This window comes from Pseudomonas sp. PsB, from assembly GCF_043658375.1.
Lineage (GTDB): Bacteria > Pseudomonadota > Gammaproteobacteria > Pseudomonadales > Pseudomonadaceae > Aquipseudomonas > Aquipseudomonas putida_Z.
Genome location: NZ_JBIGLU010000002.1, coordinates 289,801 through 310,486 on the forward strand (window position 1 = coordinate 289,801; position 20,686 = coordinate 310,486).

Annotated in this window: 20 protein-coding genes; 6 read left to right on the top strand and 14 right to left on the bottom strand. The window is 64.1% G+C overall.

All coding sequences use genetic code 11. The annotated features are described in order from the left end of the window. Positions 1-178 precede the first annotated feature (178 nt). Positions 179-4,084 carry an ATP-dependent RNA helicase HrpA gene (hrpA, locus tag ACGLHT_RS06135; RefSeq protein ID WP_047933722.1) on the bottom strand — a complete coding sequence of 1,302 codons (3,906 nt, stop codon included), beginning with the start codon at positions 4,082-4,084 and terminating at the stop codon, positions 179-181. Between the two features lie 569 nt (positions 4,085-4,653). Between hrpA and ACGLHT_RS06140 the strand changes: the two genes are divergently transcribed. Together ACGLHT_RS06140 and ACGLHT_RS06145 are read left to right on the top strand one after the other, a co-directional pair. Next, positions 4,654-6,018 (top strand): glutamine synthetase family protein, encoded by a 1,365-nt coding sequence (locus ACGLHT_RS06140; RefSeq protein WP_274079310.1) that lies wholly within the window; start codon positions 4,654-4,656, stop codon positions 6,016-6,018. Positions 6,019-6,042: 24 nt separating this feature from the next. Continuing rightward, entirely contained in the window at positions 6,043-7,350 is a 1,308-nt protein-coding gene (locus ACGLHT_RS06145; protein WP_274120172.1) for an FAD-binding oxidoreductase, read from the top strand. 158 nt (positions 7,351-7,508) lie between these two features. Here ACGLHT_RS06145 and fadD1 read toward each other — a convergent pair whose 3' ends face one another. After that, positions 7,509-9,206 (bottom strand): long-chain-fatty-acid--CoA ligase FadD1, encoded by a 1,698-nt coding sequence (gene fadD1 / locus ACGLHT_RS06150; protein WP_025340179.1) that lies wholly within the window; start codon positions 9,204-9,206, stop codon positions 7,509-7,511. A gap of 360 nt (positions 9,207-9,566) precedes the next feature. Further along, complete coding sequence (gene fadD2 / locus ACGLHT_RS06155) at positions 9,567-11,255, bottom strand: long-chain-fatty-acid--CoA ligase FadD2 (protein WP_274120171.1); 1,689 nt, start codon at positions 11,253-11,255, stop codon at positions 9,567-9,569. 219 nt (positions 11,256-11,474) lie between these two features. On the opposite strand from fadD2, the gene ACGLHT_RS06160 reads away from it, so the two are divergent. Beyond that, complete coding sequence (locus tag ACGLHT_RS06160; RefSeq protein WP_085691688.1) at positions 11,475-12,419, top strand: alpha/beta hydrolase; 945 nt, start codon at positions 11,475-11,477, stop codon at positions 12,417-12,419. 34 nt (positions 12,420-12,453) lie between these two features. Further along, positions 12,454-12,924 (top strand): MaoC family dehydratase, encoded by a 471-nt coding sequence (locus ACGLHT_RS06165; protein ID WP_012273633.1) that lies wholly within the window; start codon positions 12,454-12,456, stop codon positions 12,922-12,924. A 126-nt stretch (positions 12,925-13,050) separates the two neighbouring features. Here ACGLHT_RS06165 and ACGLHT_RS06170 read toward each other — a convergent pair whose 3' ends face one another. The 7 genes from ACGLHT_RS06170 to ACGLHT_RS06200 form a co-directional block, all read right to left on the bottom strand. Beyond that, positions 13,051-14,289, bottom strand: a complete 1,239-nt coding sequence (locus ACGLHT_RS06170) for an RNA polymerase sigma factor (RefSeq protein WP_274120170.1) — start codon at positions 14,287-14,289, stop codon at positions 13,051-13,053. Then, positions 14,289-14,774: an SRPBCC family protein gene (locus ACGLHT_RS06175; RefSeq protein ID WP_015271313.1), complete on the bottom strand. Its 486-nt coding sequence runs from the start codon at positions 14,772-14,774 to the stop codon at positions 14,289-14,291. Before ACGLHT_RS06175 ends, ACGLHT_RS06170 begins: the two co-directional genes overlap by 1 nt. Before the next feature lie 21 nt (positions 14,775-14,795). Then, a complete protein-coding gene (locus ACGLHT_RS06180) occupies positions 14,796-15,140 on the bottom strand; it encodes a YciI family protein (protein WP_013973721.1) in 345 nt (114 codons plus the stop codon). 44 nt (positions 15,141-15,184) lie between these two features. Next, positions 15,185-15,610 carry a nuclear transport factor 2 family protein gene (locus tag ACGLHT_RS06185; protein ID WP_137164610.1) on the bottom strand — a complete coding sequence of 142 codons (426 nt, stop codon included), beginning with the start codon at positions 15,608-15,610 and terminating at the stop codon, positions 15,185-15,187. Positions 15,611-15,768: 158 nt separating this feature from the next. Next, a complete protein-coding gene (locus ACGLHT_RS06190) occupies positions 15,769-16,101 on the bottom strand; it encodes a type II toxin-antitoxin system HicB family antitoxin (RefSeq protein WP_015271315.1) in 333 nt (110 codons plus the stop codon). Further along, the gene (locus ACGLHT_RS06195; protein WP_015271316.1) at positions 16,098-16,352 is read right to left on the bottom strand and encodes a type II toxin-antitoxin system HicA family toxin; all 255 of its coding nucleotides are present in this window, start codon (positions 16,350-16,352) and stop codon (positions 16,098-16,100) included. The genes ACGLHT_RS06190 and ACGLHT_RS06195 overlap by 4 nt, the downstream gene beginning before the upstream one ends. 138 nt (positions 16,353-16,490) lie before the next feature. After that, complete coding sequence (locus tag ACGLHT_RS06200) at positions 16,491-16,748, bottom strand: DUF2790 domain-containing protein (protein ID WP_004375752.1); 258 nt, start codon at positions 16,746-16,748, stop codon at positions 16,491-16,493. A 354-nt stretch (positions 16,749-17,102) separates the two neighbouring features. Here ACGLHT_RS06200 and ACGLHT_RS06205 point away from each other — a divergent pair, with 354 nt between their 5' ends. Beyond that, the gene (locus ACGLHT_RS06205; protein ID WP_337993832.1) at positions 17,103-17,471 is read left to right on the top strand and encodes a GNAT family N-acetyltransferase; all 369 of its coding nucleotides are present in this window, start codon (positions 17,103-17,105) and stop codon (positions 17,469-17,471) included. Here ACGLHT_RS06205 and def read toward each other — a convergent pair. The 3 genes from def to ACGLHT_RS06220 form a co-directional block, all read right to left on the bottom strand. Next, positions 17,426-17,962 (bottom strand): peptide deformylase, encoded by a 537-nt coding sequence (gene def, locus ACGLHT_RS06210; RefSeq protein ID WP_013973724.1) that lies wholly within the window; start codon positions 17,960-17,962, stop codon positions 17,426-17,428. The two genes, ACGLHT_RS06205 and def, sit on opposite strands and share 46 nt — an antisense overlap. Further along, entirely contained in the window at positions 17,959-18,918 is a 960-nt protein-coding gene (locus ACGLHT_RS06215) for a YihY/virulence factor BrkB family protein (protein WP_025340186.1), read from the bottom strand. Before ACGLHT_RS06215 ends, def begins: the two co-directional genes overlap by 4 nt. A gap of 158 nt (positions 18,919-19,076) precedes the next feature. After that, positions 19,077-19,256 carry a CsbD family protein gene (locus ACGLHT_RS06220; RefSeq protein WP_015271319.1) on the bottom strand — a complete coding sequence of 60 codons (180 nt, stop codon included), beginning with the start codon at positions 19,254-19,256 and terminating at the stop codon, positions 19,077-19,079. Between the two features lie 186 nt (positions 19,257-19,442). Here ACGLHT_RS06220 and ACGLHT_RS06225 point away from each other — a divergent pair, with 186 nt between their 5' ends. Next, on the top strand, positions 19,443-19,823 hold the full coding sequence (locus ACGLHT_RS06225; RefSeq protein WP_013973727.1) for a hypothetical protein: 381 nt from the start codon (positions 19,443-19,445) through the stop codon (positions 19,821-19,823). Here the strand turns inward: ACGLHT_RS06225 and ACGLHT_RS06230 are convergent, their stop codons facing one another. Beyond that, on the bottom strand, positions 19,824-20,660 hold the full coding sequence (locus tag ACGLHT_RS06230; RefSeq protein WP_013973728.1) for a S1 RNA-binding domain-containing protein: 837 nt from the start codon (positions 20,658-20,660) through the stop codon (positions 19,824-19,826). It abuts the gene before it with no gap. Positions 20,661-20,686 lie beyond the last annotated feature (26 nt).

The window sequence follows — 20,686 nt, forward strand, 5'->3', positions numbered from 1 at the left end:
AATGGCACTTTAGTGCCAATTTATAGGCGAGGGCTGCGCCCTCGTTCGCGGGCACGCCCGCTCCCACAGGGATCGCACCGCTCCCGAGGACATCGCTGTACCTGTGGGAGCGGGCGTGCCCGCGAAGGGGCCGCCAGGCGGCCCCAAATTGCATCAATATTGCCACAACTGTGGAAGTTTAGCCCTCCACCTGGCTCCATTGCTTGCTCAATCGCTTGTCGGAAATCGGCACCTTGGTCCCCAACTGCTGGGCAAACAGCGAAACCCGATATTCCTCCAGCCACCAGCGGTACACCGTCAGTTGCTCATCACGCTTGCCTTCCTGGGCATGCTTGTCGGCACGGGCCTTGTACTGCGCCCACAGGTTGGCCAGCTCACCGCTCCACACCCGGTCCTTCTGCACCTGCGAACCCAGCTTCTCCAGGCGCAGTTCCACCGCCTTGAGGTAACGCGGCAGCTCCTTGAACCAGGCCCCGGGGGTTTCACGCACGAAGCCTGGGTACACCAGGTTGCCGAGCTGTTGCTTGATGTCGTTCAGCGCCACTGCCTGGCTCAGGTCGATCTTGCCCTTGAAGCGCTTCTGCAGACCATGCCACAGCTTCAGCACTTCCAACGTCTGCCGTGCCAGGCGCTCGGCATGCTCGGCCCAGCTGCCGCGCTTGCGCTCGGCCAGGCCAGCCAGGGCCGCACCATCGCGTGGCAGCGGCTGTTCACCTTCGAGGATGCAACTGTCCAGGCTGGCCAGCAGAATGTCCTCGACCAGCGCCTCGACCCGGCCCATTTCACGGTACAGCAGGCCCAGCTCGGTCAGCCCCGGCAGCTTGCCACGCAGGTACTTGGCCGGCTCGGCCAACTGCTGCAGCAACAGACGCTGCAAGGCGCGGCGGTGCTGGAATTCGGCCTCGGCCTGGGTCGAGAAGCGCCCTTCGCGCACGGTGCCGCCCTCTTCCACCAGCGCCGGGTACACGGTCATCGACAGGCCGGCGATCTTCTGCTGCGCGGTCTGCTTCACCTCGCTGAAAGCCTTGGCCTGCACCGGCTGCTCGCTCTTGGCGTCACGCGGCACGGCCAACGCTGCCTGGCTGGCTGCTGCAAAGCGCGCGGTCAGCTCGGCCAGGTCGCGGCCTTCACCCAGGAACTTGCCCTGGCCATCGACCACTTCGATGTTCATGCGCAGGTGGCCTTCGACCAGGTTGACCGACTCGTCCCATGCCTCGTCGGGCACACGGGCGCCAGTCATGCGCAGCAGTTCCTGGCCCAGGGCCTGCGGCAATGCGCCCTGGCCGAAGGTCATGCGTGCCAGCGAGGCCTTGACGAAGTCCGGCACCGGCACGAAGTTCTTGCGCAGCGCCTTGGGCAGGTTGCGCACCAGCGCCACGCACTTGGCTTCCAGCAGGCCGGGCACCAGCCATTCCAGGCGCTCGCCCGGCAGGCTCGGCAACAGCGGTGCCGGCACCCGCACGGTCACGCCATCGCGGGGGTGACCGGGCTCGAAGTGGTAACTCAGCGGCAGGCGCAGTTCGCCCACCTGCAGGCTGTCGGGGTACTGCGCGGCGGTGACTTCGCTGGCCTCGCGGGCCAGCACGTCTTCCTCGCGCATGATCAGCAGGTTGGCGTCCTTCTGGCTGCCCATGCGGTACCAGCTGTCGAAGGTCGCGGTCTGGTGGATTTCCGCCGGTAGACGCGCTTCGTAGAAGGCGTACAGCGTCTCTTCGTCGGCAAGAATGTCGCGGCGGCGGGCCTTGGCCTCCAGCTCGTCGAGCTCTTCCAGCAGGCGCTTGTTGGCCGCCAGGCACTTGGCCCGCGACTGGATTTCGCCACCCACCAGGCCTTCGCGGATGAACAGCTCGCGCGAGGTGACCGGGTCGATCGGGCCGAAATGCACCGGCCGACGGCCGACCAGGATCAGGCCGTACAGGGTGATCTGCTCGTAGGCCACCACCTGCCCGCGCTTCTTCTCCCAGTGCGGCTCGAAGTGGTTCTTCTTGACCAGGTGGCCGGCCAGCGGCTCGATCCAGTCCGGCTCGATCCTGGCCACCATGCGTGCGTACAGCTTGGTGGTTTCGACCAGTTCGGCCGCCATCACCCACTGCGGGCGCTTGCGCCCCAGGCCCGACGACGGGTGCACCCAGAAGCGCCGCTGACGGGCGCCCTGGTAGTCGCCCTCTTCGGTCTTCTGGCCGATCTGGCTGAGCAGGCCACTGAGAATGGCCTTGTGCATTTTCGGGTAGTCGGACGGGTCCTTGTTCACTGTCAGCTGCAGGTCACGGCAGATCAGTGCCAGCTGGCGATGGGCATCGCGCCATTCGCGCAGGCGCAGGTAGTTCAGGAAGTTCTTGCGGCACCAGTTGCGCAGCGGGTTGGCGGTCAACGCCTGGCGCTGTTCCTCGAAGCCACGCCACAGGTTGACCAGCGCGGCGAAGTCGGAATCCACGTCCTTCCATTGCGCGTGCGCCTGGTCGGCGGCCTGCTGGCGCTCCGGCGGGCGCTCGCGCGGGTCTTGCACCGACAGCGCACTGGTGACGATCAGCACTTCCTGCAGGCTGCCCAGGCGGGCGCCTTCGAGCAGCATGCGGCCCAGCCGCGGGTCGATCGGCAGGCGCGCCAACTGGCGGCCGATCGGCGTCAGCTGGTTTTCGCGGTTGACCGCCGACAGCTCCTGCAGCAGGTTGAAACCATCGCTGATGGCCTTGCCGTCCGGCGGCTCGATGAACGGGAAGGCGTCGATTGCGCCCAGACGCAGGTGCAGCATCTGCAGGATCACTGCCGCCAGGTTGGTGCGCAGGATCTCCGGGTCGGTGAACGCCGGCCGGCTGTTGAAATCCTCTTCGCTGTACAGGCGCACGCAGATTCCCGGCTCGACCCGGCCGCAGCGGCCCTTGCGCTGGTTGGCACTGGCCTGCGACACGGCCTCGATGGGCAGGCGCTGCACCTTGGCGCGGTAGCTGTAGCGGCTGATGCGCGCGGTACCGGTGTCGATCACATAGCGGATGCCCGGCACGGTCAGCGAGGTTTCCGCAACGTTGGTGGCCAGCACCACACGGCGCCCGGTGTGTGGCTGGAAGATGCGCTGCTGCTCGGCCGGCGACAGGCGCGCGTACAACGGCAGGATCTCGGTGTGGCGCAGTTGCGCCTTGCGCAAGATCTCGGCGGCATCACGGATCTCGCGCTCGCCCGGCAGGAAGATCAGCACATCGCCGGGGCCCTTGCCCTCACTCCGCTCGTGGTGCGCAAGCTCGTCCAGCGTGGCGAGGATGGCCTGGTCGACGGTGAGGTCGTCCTCGATCTGGTTGCCCTCCTCGTCCTGCTCGCTGGTCAGTGGGCGATACCAGGTTTCCACCGGGAAGGTACGCCCGGACACCTCGATGATCGGCGCGCCGTCGAAGTGTTTGGAGAAGCGCTCCAGGTCGATGGTCGCCGAGGTGATGATCAGCTTCAGGTCCGGGCGGCGGTGCAGCAGGGTCTTCAGGTAGCCGAGCAGGAAGTCGATGTTCAGGCTGCGTTCGTGGGCTTCGTCGACGATGATCGTGTCGTAGCGCTCGAGGAAGCGGTCATGCTGGGTTTCGGCCAGCAGGATACCGTCGGTCATCAGCTTGACCAGGGTGTTGGCGTCGCTCTGGTCCTCGAAGCGCACCTGGTAGCCGACCAGCCCGCCCAGGGGCGTGCCCAGTTCTTCGGCGACCCGCGCGGCAACGCTGCGGGCGGCGATCCGGCGTGGCTGGGTGTGGGCGATCAGGCCATGGCTGCCACGGCCCAGTTCAAGGCAAATCTTCGGCAACTGAGTGGTCTTGCCCGAGCCGGTTTCGCCGGCGATCACCAGCACCTGGTGCTCGGCCAGGGCCTTCTTGATTTCGTCACGCTTGGCAGCGATGGGCAGGCTGTCGTCGTAGCGCACGGTCGGCACGCTCTGCTGGCGCGCGGTGACCTGGGCGCAGGACGCCTGGACCTTTTCCACCCACTGCGCCAGCTTGGCCTCGTCGGGGCGCTTGCGCAGTTCGTGCAATTGCCGGCGCAGGCGATGGCGGTCGGCGATCATGGCGTGGTCGAGGTTTTGCAGCAGTTTGTCGATGGCGTGGTCAGTCATGGGGCTTTTTAGTGATGCAGGTGGGCCTGCTTTTTCATGATCGGCATTCGAAGGATGCGCGATTGTCGCAGATTTGAGCCTGCTTTGCTGTCCAGGCTGGCGCTGCCCCTGTAGGAGCGGCCTTGTGTCGCGATGGGCTGCGGCAGCAGCCCCAGGATCTTCGCTCCAGCACAAATTGCCGGGGCTGCTGCCGCAGCCCATCGCGACACAAGGCCGCTCCTACAGGGATCGCACGGCGGCTGAAAGTTTAGCAAGGGCTTATGTAAAGGTTGCCATTCACTGCTTTAATCAACCTTACGCCGCATGTGAGTATCAAAGGCATGACTCCCGTCCAGCCCATCGCCCCACCGTCGTCCCGCCCTTCGCAAGCGAAGGCCCGGCGCCGTGCCGGTGAGAATCCGCTGGTCCATATCATCCTCGCTTTCTGGGCCCTGTGGCACTGCCGTCACGCACGCCCACCGGATTTCTCGCTCACGCCGTTGTGACCAGACCCGGCCGTCTTCCGGCCGTTTGACTCAGCCGGGCCGCCTGCATGCGCGGTGGCCCGTGCGCCCGTGAGCGAATCCATCATGCACTTTGCACCTGTAGAGCAGGCCAGCCGTTTTCTGGCCGACAACCCCGATATCGAACTGTTCGAACTGTTCATCCTCGACGCCAACGGCGTGCCGCGCGGCAAGCTGCTGCACCGCGAGGAACTGCTGGCCGTGTACCAGACCGGCCGGCCGCTGCCCAGCACCATTCTCGGCCTGACCCTGAACGGCGACGACGTGGAAAACTCCGGCCTGGTGTGGGACGTGGGCGATATCGACTGCCGCGCCTACCCGCTTGAAGGCAGCCTGGTGCGCCTGCCCTGGCGCCGGGTGCCGACTGCCGCGGTGCAGGTGAGCATGCACCCGAACGAGGGCCTGCCGGCCAGCATTGCCGACCCGCGCCATGTGCTGCTGCGTACCATCGAAGCGTTGAAGGCCGACGGCTACCATCCGGTGATGGCCTGCGAGCTGGAGTTCTACCTGCTCGACCAGCACCGTGATGCCCAGGGCCGCCCGCAACCGGCGCTGGACAACGACGGCGGCCGCCCACGCACCACCCAGGTGTATGGCCTGCGCGAACTGGAGCAGATCGAGCCGTTCCTTGCCGACCTCTACGCCGCCTGCAAGGCCCAGGGCATCCCGGCGCGCACGGCGATTTCGGAATACGCCCCCGGCCAGGTGGAAATCACCCTCGAGCACGGCGACGCCCTGCAGGCGATGGACCAGGCCGTGCGCTACAAGCGCCTGGTCAAAGGCATTGCCCACGCCCATGGCATGCAGGCCTGCTTCATGGCCAAGCCGTTCGCGCAACTGGCCGGTACCGGCATGCACATGCACCTGAGCCTGGCCGACAGCGCCGGCAACAACCTGTTCGCCAGTGAGGACAAGGCAGGCACCCCGCTGCTGCGCCAGGCCGTGGCCGGCATGCTGCGCCACCTGCGCGACTCGCTGTTGCTGTTCTGTCCCAACGCCAACTCGTTCCGCCGCTTCCAGGCCAACAGCTATGCCCCGCTGGCGCCAACCTGGGGCGTCGACAACCGCACCGTGAGCCTGCGCATACCGGGCGGCCCGGCCAACAGCCGGCATGTGGAGCACCGCATCTGTGGCGCCGACGCCAACCCCTACCTGGCCGCTGCGGCGATCCTTGCCGCCAGCCACCGGGGCATCCGCGAACAGCTGGACCCGGGGGCACCGGTGGAAGGCAACGGCTATGCCCAGGCCACCGAACACCTGCCCACCGACTGGCTGACTGCCCTCGACGCCCTGCAGCATTCCAGCTGGGCTCGCGAAGCACTGGGCGAAGACTTCCTTGGCGTGTACCTGAAGGTCAAGCGCGCCGAGTACCGCCAGTTCATGGCCGAAGTCAGCGAACAGGACTGGCGCTGGTACCTGCACCAGGCCTGAGCCCCCAGATAACAAGGAACCCCCATGAACGCAGCATTGAACAAGGGCCCGGCGCAGCGCGCGCCGTCCTATTACAGCGCCACCCTCAACGACCACACCGAGTACCCGCAGCTCAAGGGCACGGTACAGGTGGATGTGGCGATCATCGGCGGCGGCTTCACCGGCGTGGCCACGGCGGTAGAACTGGCCGAGCGTGGCCTGAAGGTGGCCTTCGTCGAAACCAACCGCATCGGCTGGGGTGCCAGCGGGCGCAACGGCGGCCAAGTCACCGGCAGCCTGTCGGGTGACGAGGCCATGCGCGCACAGATGCGCAACCGCCTGGGTGCCGAGGTCGATGACTTCATCTGGCACTTGCGCTGGCGCGGCCACCAGGTGATCGAGCAGCGCGTGGCGCGCTACGGCATCGACTGCGACCTCAAGCGCGGCCACCTGCACGCGGCCATGAAGCCCTCGCACATGGACGAGCTGCGCGCATTCGAAGCCGAGGCCCGGCGGCGCGGCATGGGCGAGCAGGTGCAATTGCTGGACCGCGAAGCCATGGCCGAGCACCTGCAAAGCCCGTTGTACCTGGGCGCGCTGAAGAACCTGCGCAACCTGCACCTGCACCCGCTCAACCTGTGCCTGGGCGAGGCCCGTGCCGCCCATGGCCTGGGGGCGCTGATTTTCGAAAACTCCGAAGTGCTGGACATCGTCCACGGCCCGCGCCCGGCGGTGGTCACTGCCCACGGGCGGGTCGAGGCGCGCCAGGTGATGCTGGCCGGCGATGTGTACCACAAACTGGAAAAGCGCCAGCTCAAGGGCAAGATCTTCCCGGCCATGGGCGGCATCGTCACCACCGCACCGCTGGGGGAGCTTGCCGAACAGATCAACCCGCAGGACCTGGCGGTGTACGACTGCCGCTTCGTCCTCGACTACTACCGCCTGACCGCCGACAAGCGCCTGCTGTTCGGCGGTGGCGCCAACTATTCCGGCCGTGATTCACGGGATATCGAAGGCGAACTGCGCCCGTGCATCGAGCGCACCTTCCCGGCGTTGAAAGGCGTGCCGATCGAGTTCCAGTGGAGCTGCGCCATGGGCATCGTGGTCAACCGCATCCCGCAGCTGGGCAAGCTGTCGGACAACGTGTGGTATTGCCAGGGTTATTCGGGGCACGGCATTGCCACCAGCCACATCATGGGCGAGATCATGGCCGAGGCGTTGACCGGGACGCTGGAGAAGTTCGACACCTTTGCCCAGTGCAAGCATGTGCGGGTGCCGATGGGGGACTTGCTGGGCAACCCGCTGCTGGCGGCGGGGATGTGGTACTACCAGATGCTGGAGAAACTGCGCTGAACCTGAGGCCTGCGCAACCTCTGTAGGAGCGGCCCCGTGTCGCGATCGGGCCGCGAAGCGGCCCCAGCAATTTCAGCATCACGGCTGAAAACCTGGGGCCGCTTCGCGACCCGATCGCGACACAAGGCCGCTCCTACACAGACCGCGCTGGCTGGACGTCAGGCGATCTTCTTCAAACCCTGTTTCTTCAGCTCTTCATCGCGCAGTTCGCGGCGCAGGATCTTGCCCACGTTGGTGGTCGGCAGCGCGTCGCGGAACTCGATCTGGCGCGGGACCTTGTAGCCGGTGACGTTGGCACGCATGTGCTCCATCACCTGTTCCTTGGTCACGGTCATGCCCGGCTTGACCACGATGAACACCTTGATCACTTCACCGGACTTCTCGTCCGGCACGCCGATGGCCGCGCACTGAAGCACGCCCGGCAGGGCCGCCAGCACATCTTCCAGCTCGTTGGGGTACACGTTGAAGCCCGAGACCAGGATCATGTCCTTCTTGCGGTCGACAATGCGCATGTAGCCGTCCGGCTGGATCACGGCGATGTCACCGGTCTTCAGCCAGCCATTGCTGTCGAGGATTTCGGCAGTGGCCTCTTCGCGCTGCCAGTAGCCCTTCATCACCTGCGGGCCCTTGACGCACAACTCGCCCACCTCGCCCAACGGCAACTCGTTGCCGTTGTCGTCGATGACCTTGCACAGGGTGGACGGCACCGGAATACCGATGGTGCCGACCTGGTTGGCCTCCGCCGGGTTCACCGCAGCCACCGGGCTGGTTTCGGTCATGCCATAGCCTTCGCAGATGGCGCAGCCGGTCACGGCCTTCCAGCGCTCGGCCACGCTCAGCTGCAAAGCCATGCCGCCGGACAGGGTGATCTTCAGCGCCGAGAAGTCCAGGGCACGGAACGCCTCGTTGTTGCACAAGGCAACGAACAGGGTGTTGAGGCCGACGAAGCCGCTGAACTTCCACTTGCCCAGCTCCTTGACCATGGCCGGCAGGTCACGCGGGTTGCTGATCAGCACGTTGTGGTTGCCGATCAGCATCATTGCCATGCAATGGAAGGTAAAGGCGTAGATGTGATACAGCGGCAGCGGGGTGATGAGGATTTCGCAGCCTTCGTGCAGGTTGGAGCCCATCAGCGCCCGGCACTGCAGCATGTTGGCCACCAGGTTGCGGTGGGTCAGCATCGCGCCCTTGGCCACGCCGGTGGTACCACCGGTGTACTGCAGCACCGCCACGTCGTTGGCCTGCGGGTTGGCCTCGGTCACCGGCTGGCCCTTGCCCAGTGCCAGTGCGTCGTTGAAGCGTACGGCACGCGGCAGGTTGTAGGCCGGCACCATCTTCTTCACGTACTTGATCACGCTGTTGATCAGCAGGCGCTTGAGCGGCGGCAGCAGGTCGGCCACTTCGGTGACGATGACGTGCCTGACCTGAGTCTTGGGCACCACCTTCTCGGCCAGGTGGGCCATGTTGGCCAGGCACACCAGGGCCTTGGCGCCGGAGTCGTTGAACTGGTGTTCCATTTCCCGTGCGGTGTACAGCGGGTTGGTGTTGACCACGATCAGCCCGGCACGCATGGCACCGAATACCGCCACCGGGTATTGCAGTACGTTAGGCAGCTGCACGGCAATGCGGTCACCCGGCTTGAGGTCGGTATGCTGCTGCAACCAGGCGGCAAACGCCCCCGACAGCGCATACAGCTCGCCATAAGTGATAGTCTTGCCCAGGTTGCTAAAGGCCGGTTTGTCGGCAAAGCGTTGGCAGGATTGCTTGAGTACTGCCTGGATATTGGGGAATTCGTCAGGATTGATTTCCGCCGTAATCCCGGCTGGGTACTTATCCTTCCAAAAATGTTCGATCATGGAAGCCCACTCCTTCAGCAACAGCGAAGTTCGATTCACGCGTCGATGCGCTTATTATTGATATGAGATGACGGCTCGTTGCAAACCGGATCATCTGAAAGCGGGCCGAGAGTAACAGCTTTGCCTGGGGTCGCCTAGAGGCCAAAACAGGCCTCACGGTCACAAAAATGACTCAATGAACAATACAGGTCATTTTTAGAGTAATTATCCAAAATGTCGCAGATCGGGCTGTAAACAGCCTGCTAGAGCGGTTTGAAAGCATTCGCGGGTGAACCCGCTCCCACACAGGTACTGCACAGGCCTTGAGAACTGCAAGCCCCCTGTGGGAGCGGGTTCACCCGCGAAGAATCCAACTCGATCTCAAGCGATATCCCGCAGCTCCCGCCGCAGGATCTTGCCCACCGGCGTCATCGGCAACGACTCGCGCAGCACGATGTGCTTGGGTACCTTGTAGCCGGTGAAGTTGGCCTTGCAGTAGGCCTTCAGCTCATCCACGCTCAGCCCACCCTCGCGCGGCACCACGAACAGCTTCACCGCCTCGCCGGAGCGCTCGTCCGGCACGCCGATGGCCGCGCAGTTGGCAACCTTGGGATGGCCCATCACCACATCCTCGATCTCGTTGGGGTACACGTTGAAACCCGAGACGATGATCATGTCCTTCTTGCGGTCGACGATGCGGGTGAAGCCGTCCGGGTCGATCACCGCGATGTCGCCGGTCTTGAACCAGCCTTCCGCATCCAGGGCCTGGGCCGTGGCTTCGGGCTGCTGCCAGTAGCCTTTCATCACCTGCGGGCCCTTGATGCACAGCTCGCCCCGCTCGCCCAGCGGCAGCTCGTTGCCGTCATCGTCGATCACCTTGAATGCAGTGCCGGCCACCGGGATGCCCACCGTGCCCAGGCGCGCCAGCTGGCCATAGGGGTTGGTGCTGGCCACTGGGGAGGTTTCGGTCAGGCCGTAGCCTTCGACGATGCGGCAACCGGTAAGCGCCTCCCAGCGCTCGGCCGTGGCCTTGACCAGTGCGGTGCCGCCGGAGTTGGTGACCTTCAGCGCCGAAAAGTCGAGCTGGCGGAAGCCCGGGTGGTCCATCAGTGCGACGAACAGCGTGTTCAGGCCCAGCAAGGCGGAGAAACGCCATTTGCCCAGCTCCTTGATGAAGCCGGAAATATCCCGCGGGTTGGTGATCAGCACGTTGTGGTTGCCGGTGACCATCATGCACATGCAGTTCGCGGTAAAGGCATAGATGTGGTACAGCGGCAGCGGCGCGATCATCACTTCCTGGCCGTCCTTGATCAGCTTCTGCCCGTCTGGCCCGTGCTGCGAGAAGCAGGCCAGCACCTGCAGCATGTTGGCCACCAGGTTGCCGTGGGTGAGCATGGCGCCCTTGGCCAGGCCGGTGGTGCCACCGGTGTATTGCAGCACGGCAGTATCCTCCAGGCTGAGCGGCACCGGCTTGTGCGACAGCTCGCGGCCCTGGCGCAGCACGTGCTTGAACGACACCGCCTGGGGCAGCTGATAGGCCGGCACCATCTTCTTCACTTTGTCGACCACGGTGTTCACCAGCCAGCCCTTGGCGGTGGGCAGCATGTCGCCCATCCTGGCCTCGATCAGGTACTCGATGCCGGTGTCGGGCAACACCTCCTGCACGCGCTTGCCGAACATGTTCAGGTACACCAGCGCACGCGCGCCGCTGTCCTTGAACTGGTGGCGCATCTCGCGCTCGGTGTACAGAGGGTTGGTGTTGACCACGATCAGGCCTGCGCGCAGGGCACCGAACACAGCGATGGGGTATTGCAGCACGTTGGGCATCTGCACCGCGATGCGGTCGCCCGGCTTGAGGTCGGTGTGCTGCTGCAACCAGGCGGCGAAGGCCGCCGAGTGGCGCTCCAGCTCCGCGTAGGTCAGGGTCACGCCCAGGTTGCTGAAGGCCGGGCGGTCGGCGAAACGTTTGCAGGAGCGCTCGAACACCTCGACGACCGAGGTGTAGGCATTGATATCGATGGTGGAAGGCACGCCCGCCGGGCGCTTGTCATTCCAGAAGTCGGCTTGCATTTATTATTGTTCCTCTGCCTGGACCTGCTGTAAGTCCTGTAGTCCTTTCACCTGCCCGCTTGAAAGCGAAAAGGCGTTGATCCGACGTTAGCAGGTAAGCCCAAGGCGGCATATACGCCAAGTGCCGCCATTAACATTGTGAATCTTATTTGTGCCCTTCCTGCAATCCGGTCGGTTGTGCATACACTGTTCGGGTACCTGTGCGCACAAGGACCCGCCATGCCTCACGACGCCTTCTGGCTGCCCGCCAGCGAGCACTGCAGCCTGTACGTGCACCAATGGTTGCCGGCCACACCGGTAAAAGCCGTGGTGTTGCTGGCCCATGGCATGGCCGAGCATGCCGGGCGCTACCAGCACCTGGGCCATGCCTTGAGCGAGGCCGGCTTCGCCCTGTTCGCCGCCGACCAGCGCGGCCATGGGCGCACCGCCGAACTGGGCAGCCTCGGCCTGTTCGCCCGCCATCATGGCTGGAATGCCGTGGTCAACGACCTCGGGCTGCTGGCCCAGCACATCGGCCAGCAATACCCGTGCACGCCGCTGTTCCTGTTCGGCCACAGCATGGGCAGCTACATCGCCCAGGCCTACCTGCTGCACCACAGTGGCAGCCTGCATGGGGCGATCCTCAGCGGCTCCAACTACCAGCCGGCGGCGCTGTACCACGTGGCGCGGCTGATTGCCCGGCTGGAAGCCTGGCGCCAGGGGCCGCTGGGCAAGAGTGCACTGATCGAGTGGTTGTCGTTCGGCTCGTTCAACAAGGCCTTCAAGCCCAACCGCACGGCGTTCGACTGGCTCAGCCGCGACCCGGCGCAGGTCGACCTGTACGTCAACGACCCGCTTTGCGGCTTTCGCTGCAGCAACCAGTTGTGGCTCGACCTGCTGCAAGGCTTGGCGCAGATCAGCCAGCCGAGTAACCTCGCGCAGATCGATCCGAACCTGCCGCTGCTGGTGATCGGTGGTGAATGTGATCCGGTCAGTGCCGGCAAGCGTCTCACCCACCTGGCCGACGCCCTGCGCGCGACCGGCAATCGACATGTACAGCTGCGCGTCTATCCTGAGGCGCGGCACGAAGTACTCAACGAAACCAACCGTGACGAGGTCACCGCCGATATTCTCGGCTGGCTTGAACAGGCGCTGGCTCTTGGCCGCCCTGTGCGCAGTGAATGACAGCCGCCCTCGCCTACCGCTTAAGGAAGCCCCGATGTCCCAGGTCACCAACACGCCTTACGAAGCCCTCGAAGTCGGCCAGAAGGCCGAGTACAAGAAGTCCGTCGAAGAACGCGACATCCAGTTGTTCGCCGCGATGTCCGGTGACCACAACCCGGTACACCTGGACGCCGAGTTCGCTGCCAAGAGCATGTTCCGCGAGCGCATTGCCCACGGCATGTTCAGCGGCGCGCTGATCAGTGCTGCAGTGGCCTGCACCCTGCCTGGCCCTGGCACCATCTACCTGGGCCAGCAGATGAGCTTCCAGAAGCCGGTGAAAATTGGCGATACCCTGACCGTGCGCCTGGAAATCCTGGAGAAGCTGCCCAAATTCAAGGTGCGCATCGCCACCAATGTGTACAACCAGAATGATGAGCTGGTGGTCCAGGGCGAGGCCGAGATCCTCGCACCGCGCAAGCAGCAGACCGTCGAGCTGGTGTCGCCGCCGAATTTTGTGGCTAGCTGAAGATTGATGCAGGCAGTACCGGCCCTTTCGCGGGTAAACCCGCTCCCACATGGACCTCACAGCATCAAGCCGTGACGCAATCCTGTGGGAGCGGGTTTACCCGCGAAGAGGCCGGCGCAGCCAACATCATTCGATAGCCTGCAACCGCCGCTCGATATGCCTGCGCTCCGGCTCCTGCCGGGTCAGCGCCAGCGCCTGCCGCCAGGCCGCCCGGGCCTCTTCCATATGCCCCAGCTGGAAATGCAGCTCACCCCGCGTCGCATGCGCCAGGTGATAGTCCAGCAACTCTCCCCTCGCCAGAATCCCTTCGACTACCCGCAGCCCAGCCTCCGGCCCATCCCGCTTCGCCACCGCCACGGCCCTGTTCAGCTCTACCACTGCTGACGGCCAATGCCGCTGCAGCACGTCATACAGCCCGACGATCTCCGCCCAGTCGGTCGCTTCGGCCGTAGCCGCCTCGGCATGCACCGCCGCAATCGCCGCCTGCACGGTATAGGCACCGAACGCCCGGCTTTGCAGGGCCTGGCGCACCAGTTCGCAACCTTCGGCAATGCGTTGCCGGTCCCACAGGCTACGGTCCTGCTGCTCGAGCAATACCAGGTTGCCCCGCCCATCGGTACGCGCCCGCTGCCGGGACGCCTGCAGCAACATCAGGGCCAGCAGGCCGACCGCCTCCGGGTCGGGCAGCAACTGCACCAGCAGGCGCGCCAGGCGAATGGCTTCATCGCTCAGCTCCTGCTGCAACAACGCCTCGCCCGACGACGCCGAATAGCCCTCGTTGAACACCAGGTAGATCACCCGCAGCACGCTCTCCAGGCGCTCGGGCAGTTCGTTCAGCTCCGGCACCTGATAAGGGATGCCGGCATCGCGGATCTTGGCCTTGGCGCGCACGATACGCTGGGCGATGGTGGCCGGGCTCTGCAGGAAAGCACGGGCGATCTGCTCGGTGGTCAGGTCGCAGACTTCACGCAGGGTCAGCGGCACCTGGGCATCGGCGGACAAGGCCGGGTGGCAGCAGGTGAAAATCAGCCGCAGGCGGTCGTCGGCCAGCAGCTCTTCCTCGCTGGGGTCCAGCGCCTGGCCGTCGAGCAGCATGCTCAGGTCCGCCTGGGAACGGTCGAACCGGGCGCGCCGGCGCAGCGCATCGATGGCCTTGAAGCGGCCGGTGGACACCAGCCACGCCCGCGGGTTATCGGGGATACCGTCGCGCTGCCAGCGCTCGACGGCGATGAAGAAGGCATCGTGCATGGCCTCCTCGGCCAGGTCGAAATCACCCAGCAGGCGGATCAGCGTCGCCAGGATGCGCCGTGACTCGCTCCGGTAGACCGCCTCGACCTCGGCGCGCACCTGCGCCAGTGCCGTCATCAGTCGGGCATCCGCTGGGTCACCACCTCCACCAGGCGGTCCAGGCTTTCTCCCCACCCCTGGTGGAAGCCCATTTCCTCATGGGCGCGGCAATCGGCGGCATTCCAGTGCCAGGCGCGGGCGGTGTAGCGGGTTTTGCCCTGCTCCTCGTCAAAACTGATCACGGCAGTCATGAAGGCCTTGTCCGAAGGCACCCAGCCTGGGCCGAAGGCATCGGTGAACACCAGCCGCCGCGGCGCGGCGATCTCCAGAAACACGCCCTGGTTCGGGTACTCGCTGCCATCCGGCGCCCGCATCAGGGTGCGGAACAGGCCACCGATCCACAACTGCATCTCGCACTCCGGGGTGGTCATGCCGTGCGGCCCCCACCATTGCATCAGCCACTGGGGCTCGGTCCAGGCGCGGAACACCTTGGCCGGTGGCGCGTCGATCAGGCGGCTGATGGACAACTCGTGTTGCGCTTGCGCGGGGTGTGCAAGGCTCATGCTGGTAGGTCTCCATTGCTGTCAGGGTTGCAGTTCGCGCACCGGCCGCACCTCGACACTGCCGACCCGCGCGGCGGGGATGCCCTTGGCGATGTTCAGCGCCTCGTTCAGGTCGCGGGCTTCCACCAGGTAGAAGCCCGCCAGTTGCTCCTTGGTCTCGGCGAACGGGCCGTCGGTCAGGCTCATGTGCCCGTTGCGCATGCGCACTGTGGTGGCGGTCTGCACCGGCTTCAGCGCCTCGGCCGCCAGCATTCGCCCGGAGCCTTGGATGGATTCGGCATACGCCATGCATTCGGCGTCTTCCGGGCTGTCGGGCAGGCTGTGCAGCAGCCCCTCGTCACAATAGACCAGGCACAGGTATTTCATGGTCGCCTCCAGGGCATTGGCAAAGTGCGTTTGGCGATAACGGCTCAGGGCTTGAGATCGAACAGGGCTTTCTGGGTTTCCATGTCGAATGGCGCCGACCAGTGTTCGTGGATTACCTGCCACTGGCCACCTTGACGACGATAGCCCACGGTGGCGCGCATGAAGCCGCACTGGCTCTCGTTGTCCGCGGGGCCACAGCGGTTAAGCCAGTGCGCCAGGGCCAGGTCGCCAGCGGCATGCACGGTAAGTTCGGCGAATTCGAAAACCATCGGGCCGGGACACATGCCCATGCACATTTCCCAGTGCGCCTGGTAGGTTGCCTTGCCTTTGAATTGCAGGGCCTGGATGGCATCGAAGGCGACGATGTCGTCGGCATAGGGAGCGACGATGTTGGGTATGTCGCGGTCGCGCACGGCCTGCATCCAGCGCTCGATCAATTGGCGGATCTCGGTTTCGGCTGCGGTGTTCATCGGGAGTTCCTCCGACAGGTCATGGGTGATTGGGCACGGGGGTGCAACGTGCTCTCACCTATTGGTCGAACGGGAACTGGAGGAATCGACAGGCAACGGAAATTATTCTGCATGGGTAATTGCAGAATACCCGCGAGAAACAACGAAAGCAGGCTTGTTCAGGCCATTGCGGCTTGTTCGAAGACCTCGTCGGCCCACTGGTTGAGGCTTTTGCCGGCAGCACGGGCAGCAACACTCGCGGCAGCATGAACTTCGGGCCGGATACGCAGCATTACTTTGCCCGAGGCAGGTTTTTCCGGCGCAATGCCCTGCTCTGCGCAATCGGCCAGGTAATCTTCCAGCGCATCGCGAAACGCCTCATGCAGCTCGGGCACCGAGCTTGCGTGAAAACTGATGATGTCACGCATACCAAGCACACGGCCGACGAAGATATCGTCACGCGCGTCGTACTCGATACGGGCAGCGTAGCCTTTGTAGCGCATGCAACTCATATCCTGACTCCTGCCCGCAAGAGGAATTCACGGGCTTCTTCAATCTGATACCGCTTGGCTTCCTTGCCTGGATGAGGCCGATGGCATCTCCAGCATTGGCCACCCAGCACCAGCTTGACCCTGGAGCCTTGCCGCTCCAGCACCTCACCGCCCAGATGGAGTACCAATGCCTCGATCTCGGAGAAAGCCAACGACGCCGTGGTCGGCGTTCGGAAAATTGCGTCGAGGATTTTGCGGTATCGAGTGTTCATCAAAAAATGCTATCAAATTAAGATAGCACTTTTTCCTCGATATTCATTCAGGATTTTTCTGTTGCCCGAACTGCGAGACGGTTGATGGCCCCGTCACCCGCAGGCCGGCGAAAGGGCCATCAACACCAGGCAAGCCGATCAACCCTGCTGGCACCCCTCACCCATGGCTCGGTACTGGATGGTGTGCACCTGGCCCTGGTGGTCTTCGTAGGTCATGGTCGCAGGTACCACTTCGCAGACGTTGGGGATGGTCGACAGGTTGATCACCCGCTTGATGTCCAGATTCATGGAGTAGTCGTACTGCTGGGCGACGGGCTCGCTGGAGACGGGTCTGGCCTCATCGGCGAGGGCGAACGAGGACATACCGACCAATGCAAGAATCAGTAATGGTTTCATGTGAGTTTGCCTTTTGAGCATTCAAGCTGATCGATTGACTTCTATTGCCGTGCCCGGCGCGGAGAAGTTGCCATCTGCGGTGAAGATGGCACGAAGTACCGATCCCGCTTCGTACTGCCAGTGGGGATGGCTAAAAGTCTACTCCCGGCCTGGAATAGTTGAACCCCGAACTCGGACATTCACCCTTGCCAGATATGCAACAATCTGCGACAAGTTCACCGCAAAACATCGGGCCAGAGCCTCTGGCCACCTTTCAGGGCAGGGCGCGCAATTTCTGAAAATTTGTACTGTTCGAAACTTTCGGCCACGGAACGCCGGCTGCTGGACCACTTTTACCGCCAGCACGGCTCACGCATGCGTGCTGCGGGCGATGCTGAGCTGTGGGTGGCGCGGGCCCCCGGCATCATCGCAGGGTTGAGCCTGAGCCCGGTGGGCGATGGCTTCTGGCTGACCGGGTTGTTCGTCGACCCGCAGCGGCGCAGCCAAGGGGTGGCCGGGCGGTTGGTCGAGGCGGCGCTGGCGCAGGCTGGCGGGCCCACCTGGCTGTTCTGCCACCCGGACCTTGCGCCCTTCTACCAGCGCCTGGGCTTCGACATGACCCAGCAGCTGCCGGAAGCCCTGGCTGGCCGCCTGCAGCGCTACCAGCGCAGCAAGCGGCTGGTGGCACTGCAACGGGGTCAGTCGTCGCTGGCGTCGAGCCCGGGGAACAGCACCTCGGTGTAGCCGAACCGGGAAAAGTCCTGGATGCGTGACGGGTACAGCCGACCGATCAGGTGGTCACATTCATGCTGCACCACCCGCGCATGGAAGCCGTCGGCAAAGCGATTGATCGGGTTGCCCTGGGGGTCGATGCCTTCATAGCAGATGTGCTTGAAACGCGGCACCACGCCGCGCAGGCCGGGTACCGACAGGCAGCCTTCCCAACCGTCCTCGATCTCGCTGGACGTCGGCGTGATGACCGGGTTGAGCAGGATGGTCTGCGGCACCGGTTCGGCATCCGGGTAACGCTCGCTGCGCTCGAAGCCGAAGATCACCAACTGCAGGTCGATGCCGATCTGCGGTGCGGCCAGGCCCACGCCGCCCACATGGCGCATGGTTTCGAACATGTCGTCGATCAATTGCTGCAGTTCGGCACTGCCGAGCATGTGCTCGGGCACTGGCGGGGCGATGCGCAGCAGGCGTTCGTCGCCCATCTTGAGAATGTCACGGATCATCGGGGGTTCGGCTCGGAAGATTGCTGCTCGCTCGGTACAGGGTGCTCATGGCCCAGCACGGTAATGGTTTCGCGGGCCTTGTGCTCATCGGCGTCCTTCTCGCCAGGGTTCTTGCCCTCGCTCGACATGTGCTCGATCACTGCGTTCATCTCCGCGCCCAGCAGCAAAACGGCGGCGGAGATATAGAAATACAGCAATAGCACGATGATTGCACCGATACTGCCGTACATGGCGTTGTAGTCGGCAAAGGTCTTCACATAGTAGGCAAAGCCCAGCGAGGCCAAGATCCACACCACCACCGCCAGCACCGAGCCCGGGGTGATGAAGCGGAACTGCTGCTTCACATCGGGCATCACGTAGTAGATCAGCGCCACCGCCACCATCATCAGGATGATGATCGCCGGCCAGCGCAGGATGGTCCACACCGTGACGATCACCTCCTGCATGCCGACCTGGGCGGCAATCCACTCCATCACCTGCGGCCCCAGCACCATCAGCGCCGCAGCCACCAGCAACATGCCGGCAATGCCCACGGTGTAGATGATCGACAACGGAATGCGCTTCCACACCGGGCGGCCCTCGGGCACATCGTAGGCGGCGTTCATCGCGCTCATCATCAGGCGCACACCGGCCGATGCGGTCCACAAGGCAATCACGATACCCACCGACAACAGCCCGCCCTTGGACTGCTGCAACTGGTCGATCACCGGGTTCACCTGCTCCAGCGCCTGGGGTGGCAGCACCAGTTCCGATTGCAGGCGCAGCCAGGAGAAGAAGTCCGGCAGGTGCAGGAAACCGATCAGGGCAATCAGGAACAGCAGGAACGGGAACAACGAGAACAGCATCTGGTAGGCCAGTGCGGAAGCGTAGGTCGACATCTCGTCGTCGAGGAATTCCTTGACGGTGCGTACCAGCACGCGGTGCAGGGGCAGGCCGCGCAGGTCGGGGAAAATCATAGCGTCTCCTTTCGCCGCTCGATTCGTGTGTACCACGGTAAGTCTAATAGACCATGCCGCTGCTGTGCTGATCCCGGCCATGCTGCAAGAATTTGCTTACGCCAGTAGCGGCCTCTTCGCGGGCGTGCCCGCGAAAAGGCCGGGACAGGCCACTCACATCAAGGCTTTTTCACCGCGTCTTTCACGTTGCCCTTGATCTGTTGCCCCTCGCCCTTGAGCTCCTGCGCTTCACCCTCGGCCCGCAGCCGCTCGTTGTCGGTCACTTTGCCGACACCCTGCTTGACGTTGCCGATCGCTTCGTTGGCCAGGCCTTTCGCTTTGTCTTTGGTACCGCTCATGGCAAAACTCCTGCAATTGGGGGCACGTGGACCGTGCCGACAGTCGGTGGACCCGACGCCTTCGCCAAGCGTTCCAAGAGTTTTTTCGCCCTCGAGCCGAACGGCAAGGCGGTTGGCAAACCTTGCCCCGCTACCCGCCACCCCTCACAATGCAGGCCTTCATAGCGTCAACCCGCAGGAACCTGCATGAAACTCGACAAACCCGCCGCCATCGCCCGGCGCAACGAAGCACTGGCCCGCCCGGTGCTGACCAGCAGCAACACCCTGTTCGCCATTCTCGATCGCAAGCGCAACCTGTGGTGGTTCGAGGTGCCGGTGGCGCTGCTGCGCAAGGGCCAGCCCGACTGGGTCAACCTGCTGCTGCACACCCCGGAAAGCGACGAGCTGCAGCACCTGAAGGTGCCGACCAACTTCCTGCGCGCTCACCAGGAACAGATGGAAGTGCGCAACCCCGGCAAGCGCCGCTCGACCATCAGCCTGGCCCTCAGCGCCGACCGCGACTCGCTGCTGCGCGACACCCGCCCGGGTGGCGAGCAGCTGGACTTCCGTACCTTCGTGCAGGCCTGATCAGGCCTTCTCGATGCGATCGTCATGGATGACGATGCGGCCCTGCTTGAACAACCCGCCAATGGCCTTCTTGAAGTTGCCCTTGCTGACGTTGAACAGCTTGCTGATCAGCGCCGGGTCGCTCTTGTCGCACACCCCCAGCACCCCGCCTTCGGCCTCCAGGCGCGCCATGATCTGCTCCTGCAGGCTGTCGGCCAGGGCCGCACCCACCGGTTGCAGGCTCAAGGCGATCTTGCCGTCCGCGCGCACTTCCTTGATGAAGCCCTTCTCGTGCATGCCCGAGCGCAGGAACTTGAACACCTCGTTCTTGTGGATCAGGCCCCAGTGGCGGTTGTTGATGATCGCCTTGAAGCCCATCGGCGTCTCGCCGGCTACCAGCAGCTCGACCGGCTGGCCTACCTGGTAGTCCGCCGGGGTGCGGTCCAGGTAACGGTCCAGGCGTGAGGTGGCGGTGATGCGGCGGGTGCGCTTGTCGAGGTACACATGCACCACGCAGTAGTCGCCGATCTTCAGCGGCCGCGCCTCTTCCGAGTACGGCATCAGCAGGTCCTTGGACAGGCCCCAGTCGAGGAAAATGCCGGCACCGTTGATGTCCTTGACCTTGAGGCTGGCGAACTCGCCAACCTGCACCTTGGGCTTCTCGGTGGTGGCGATCAGCTGGTCTTCGCTGTCCAGGTAGATGAACACGTTCAGCCAGTCATCCACTTCGGTTTCGGCGTTTTTCGGGATGTAGCGCCCGGGCAGCAGGATCTCGCCGTCGGCGCCGCCGTCCAGGTACAGGCCGAAGTCCACGTGTTTTACGATTTGCAAACTGTTGTAACGCCCAAGCAGAGCCATTTCCGATGTTCCTCAAGACAAGGCGG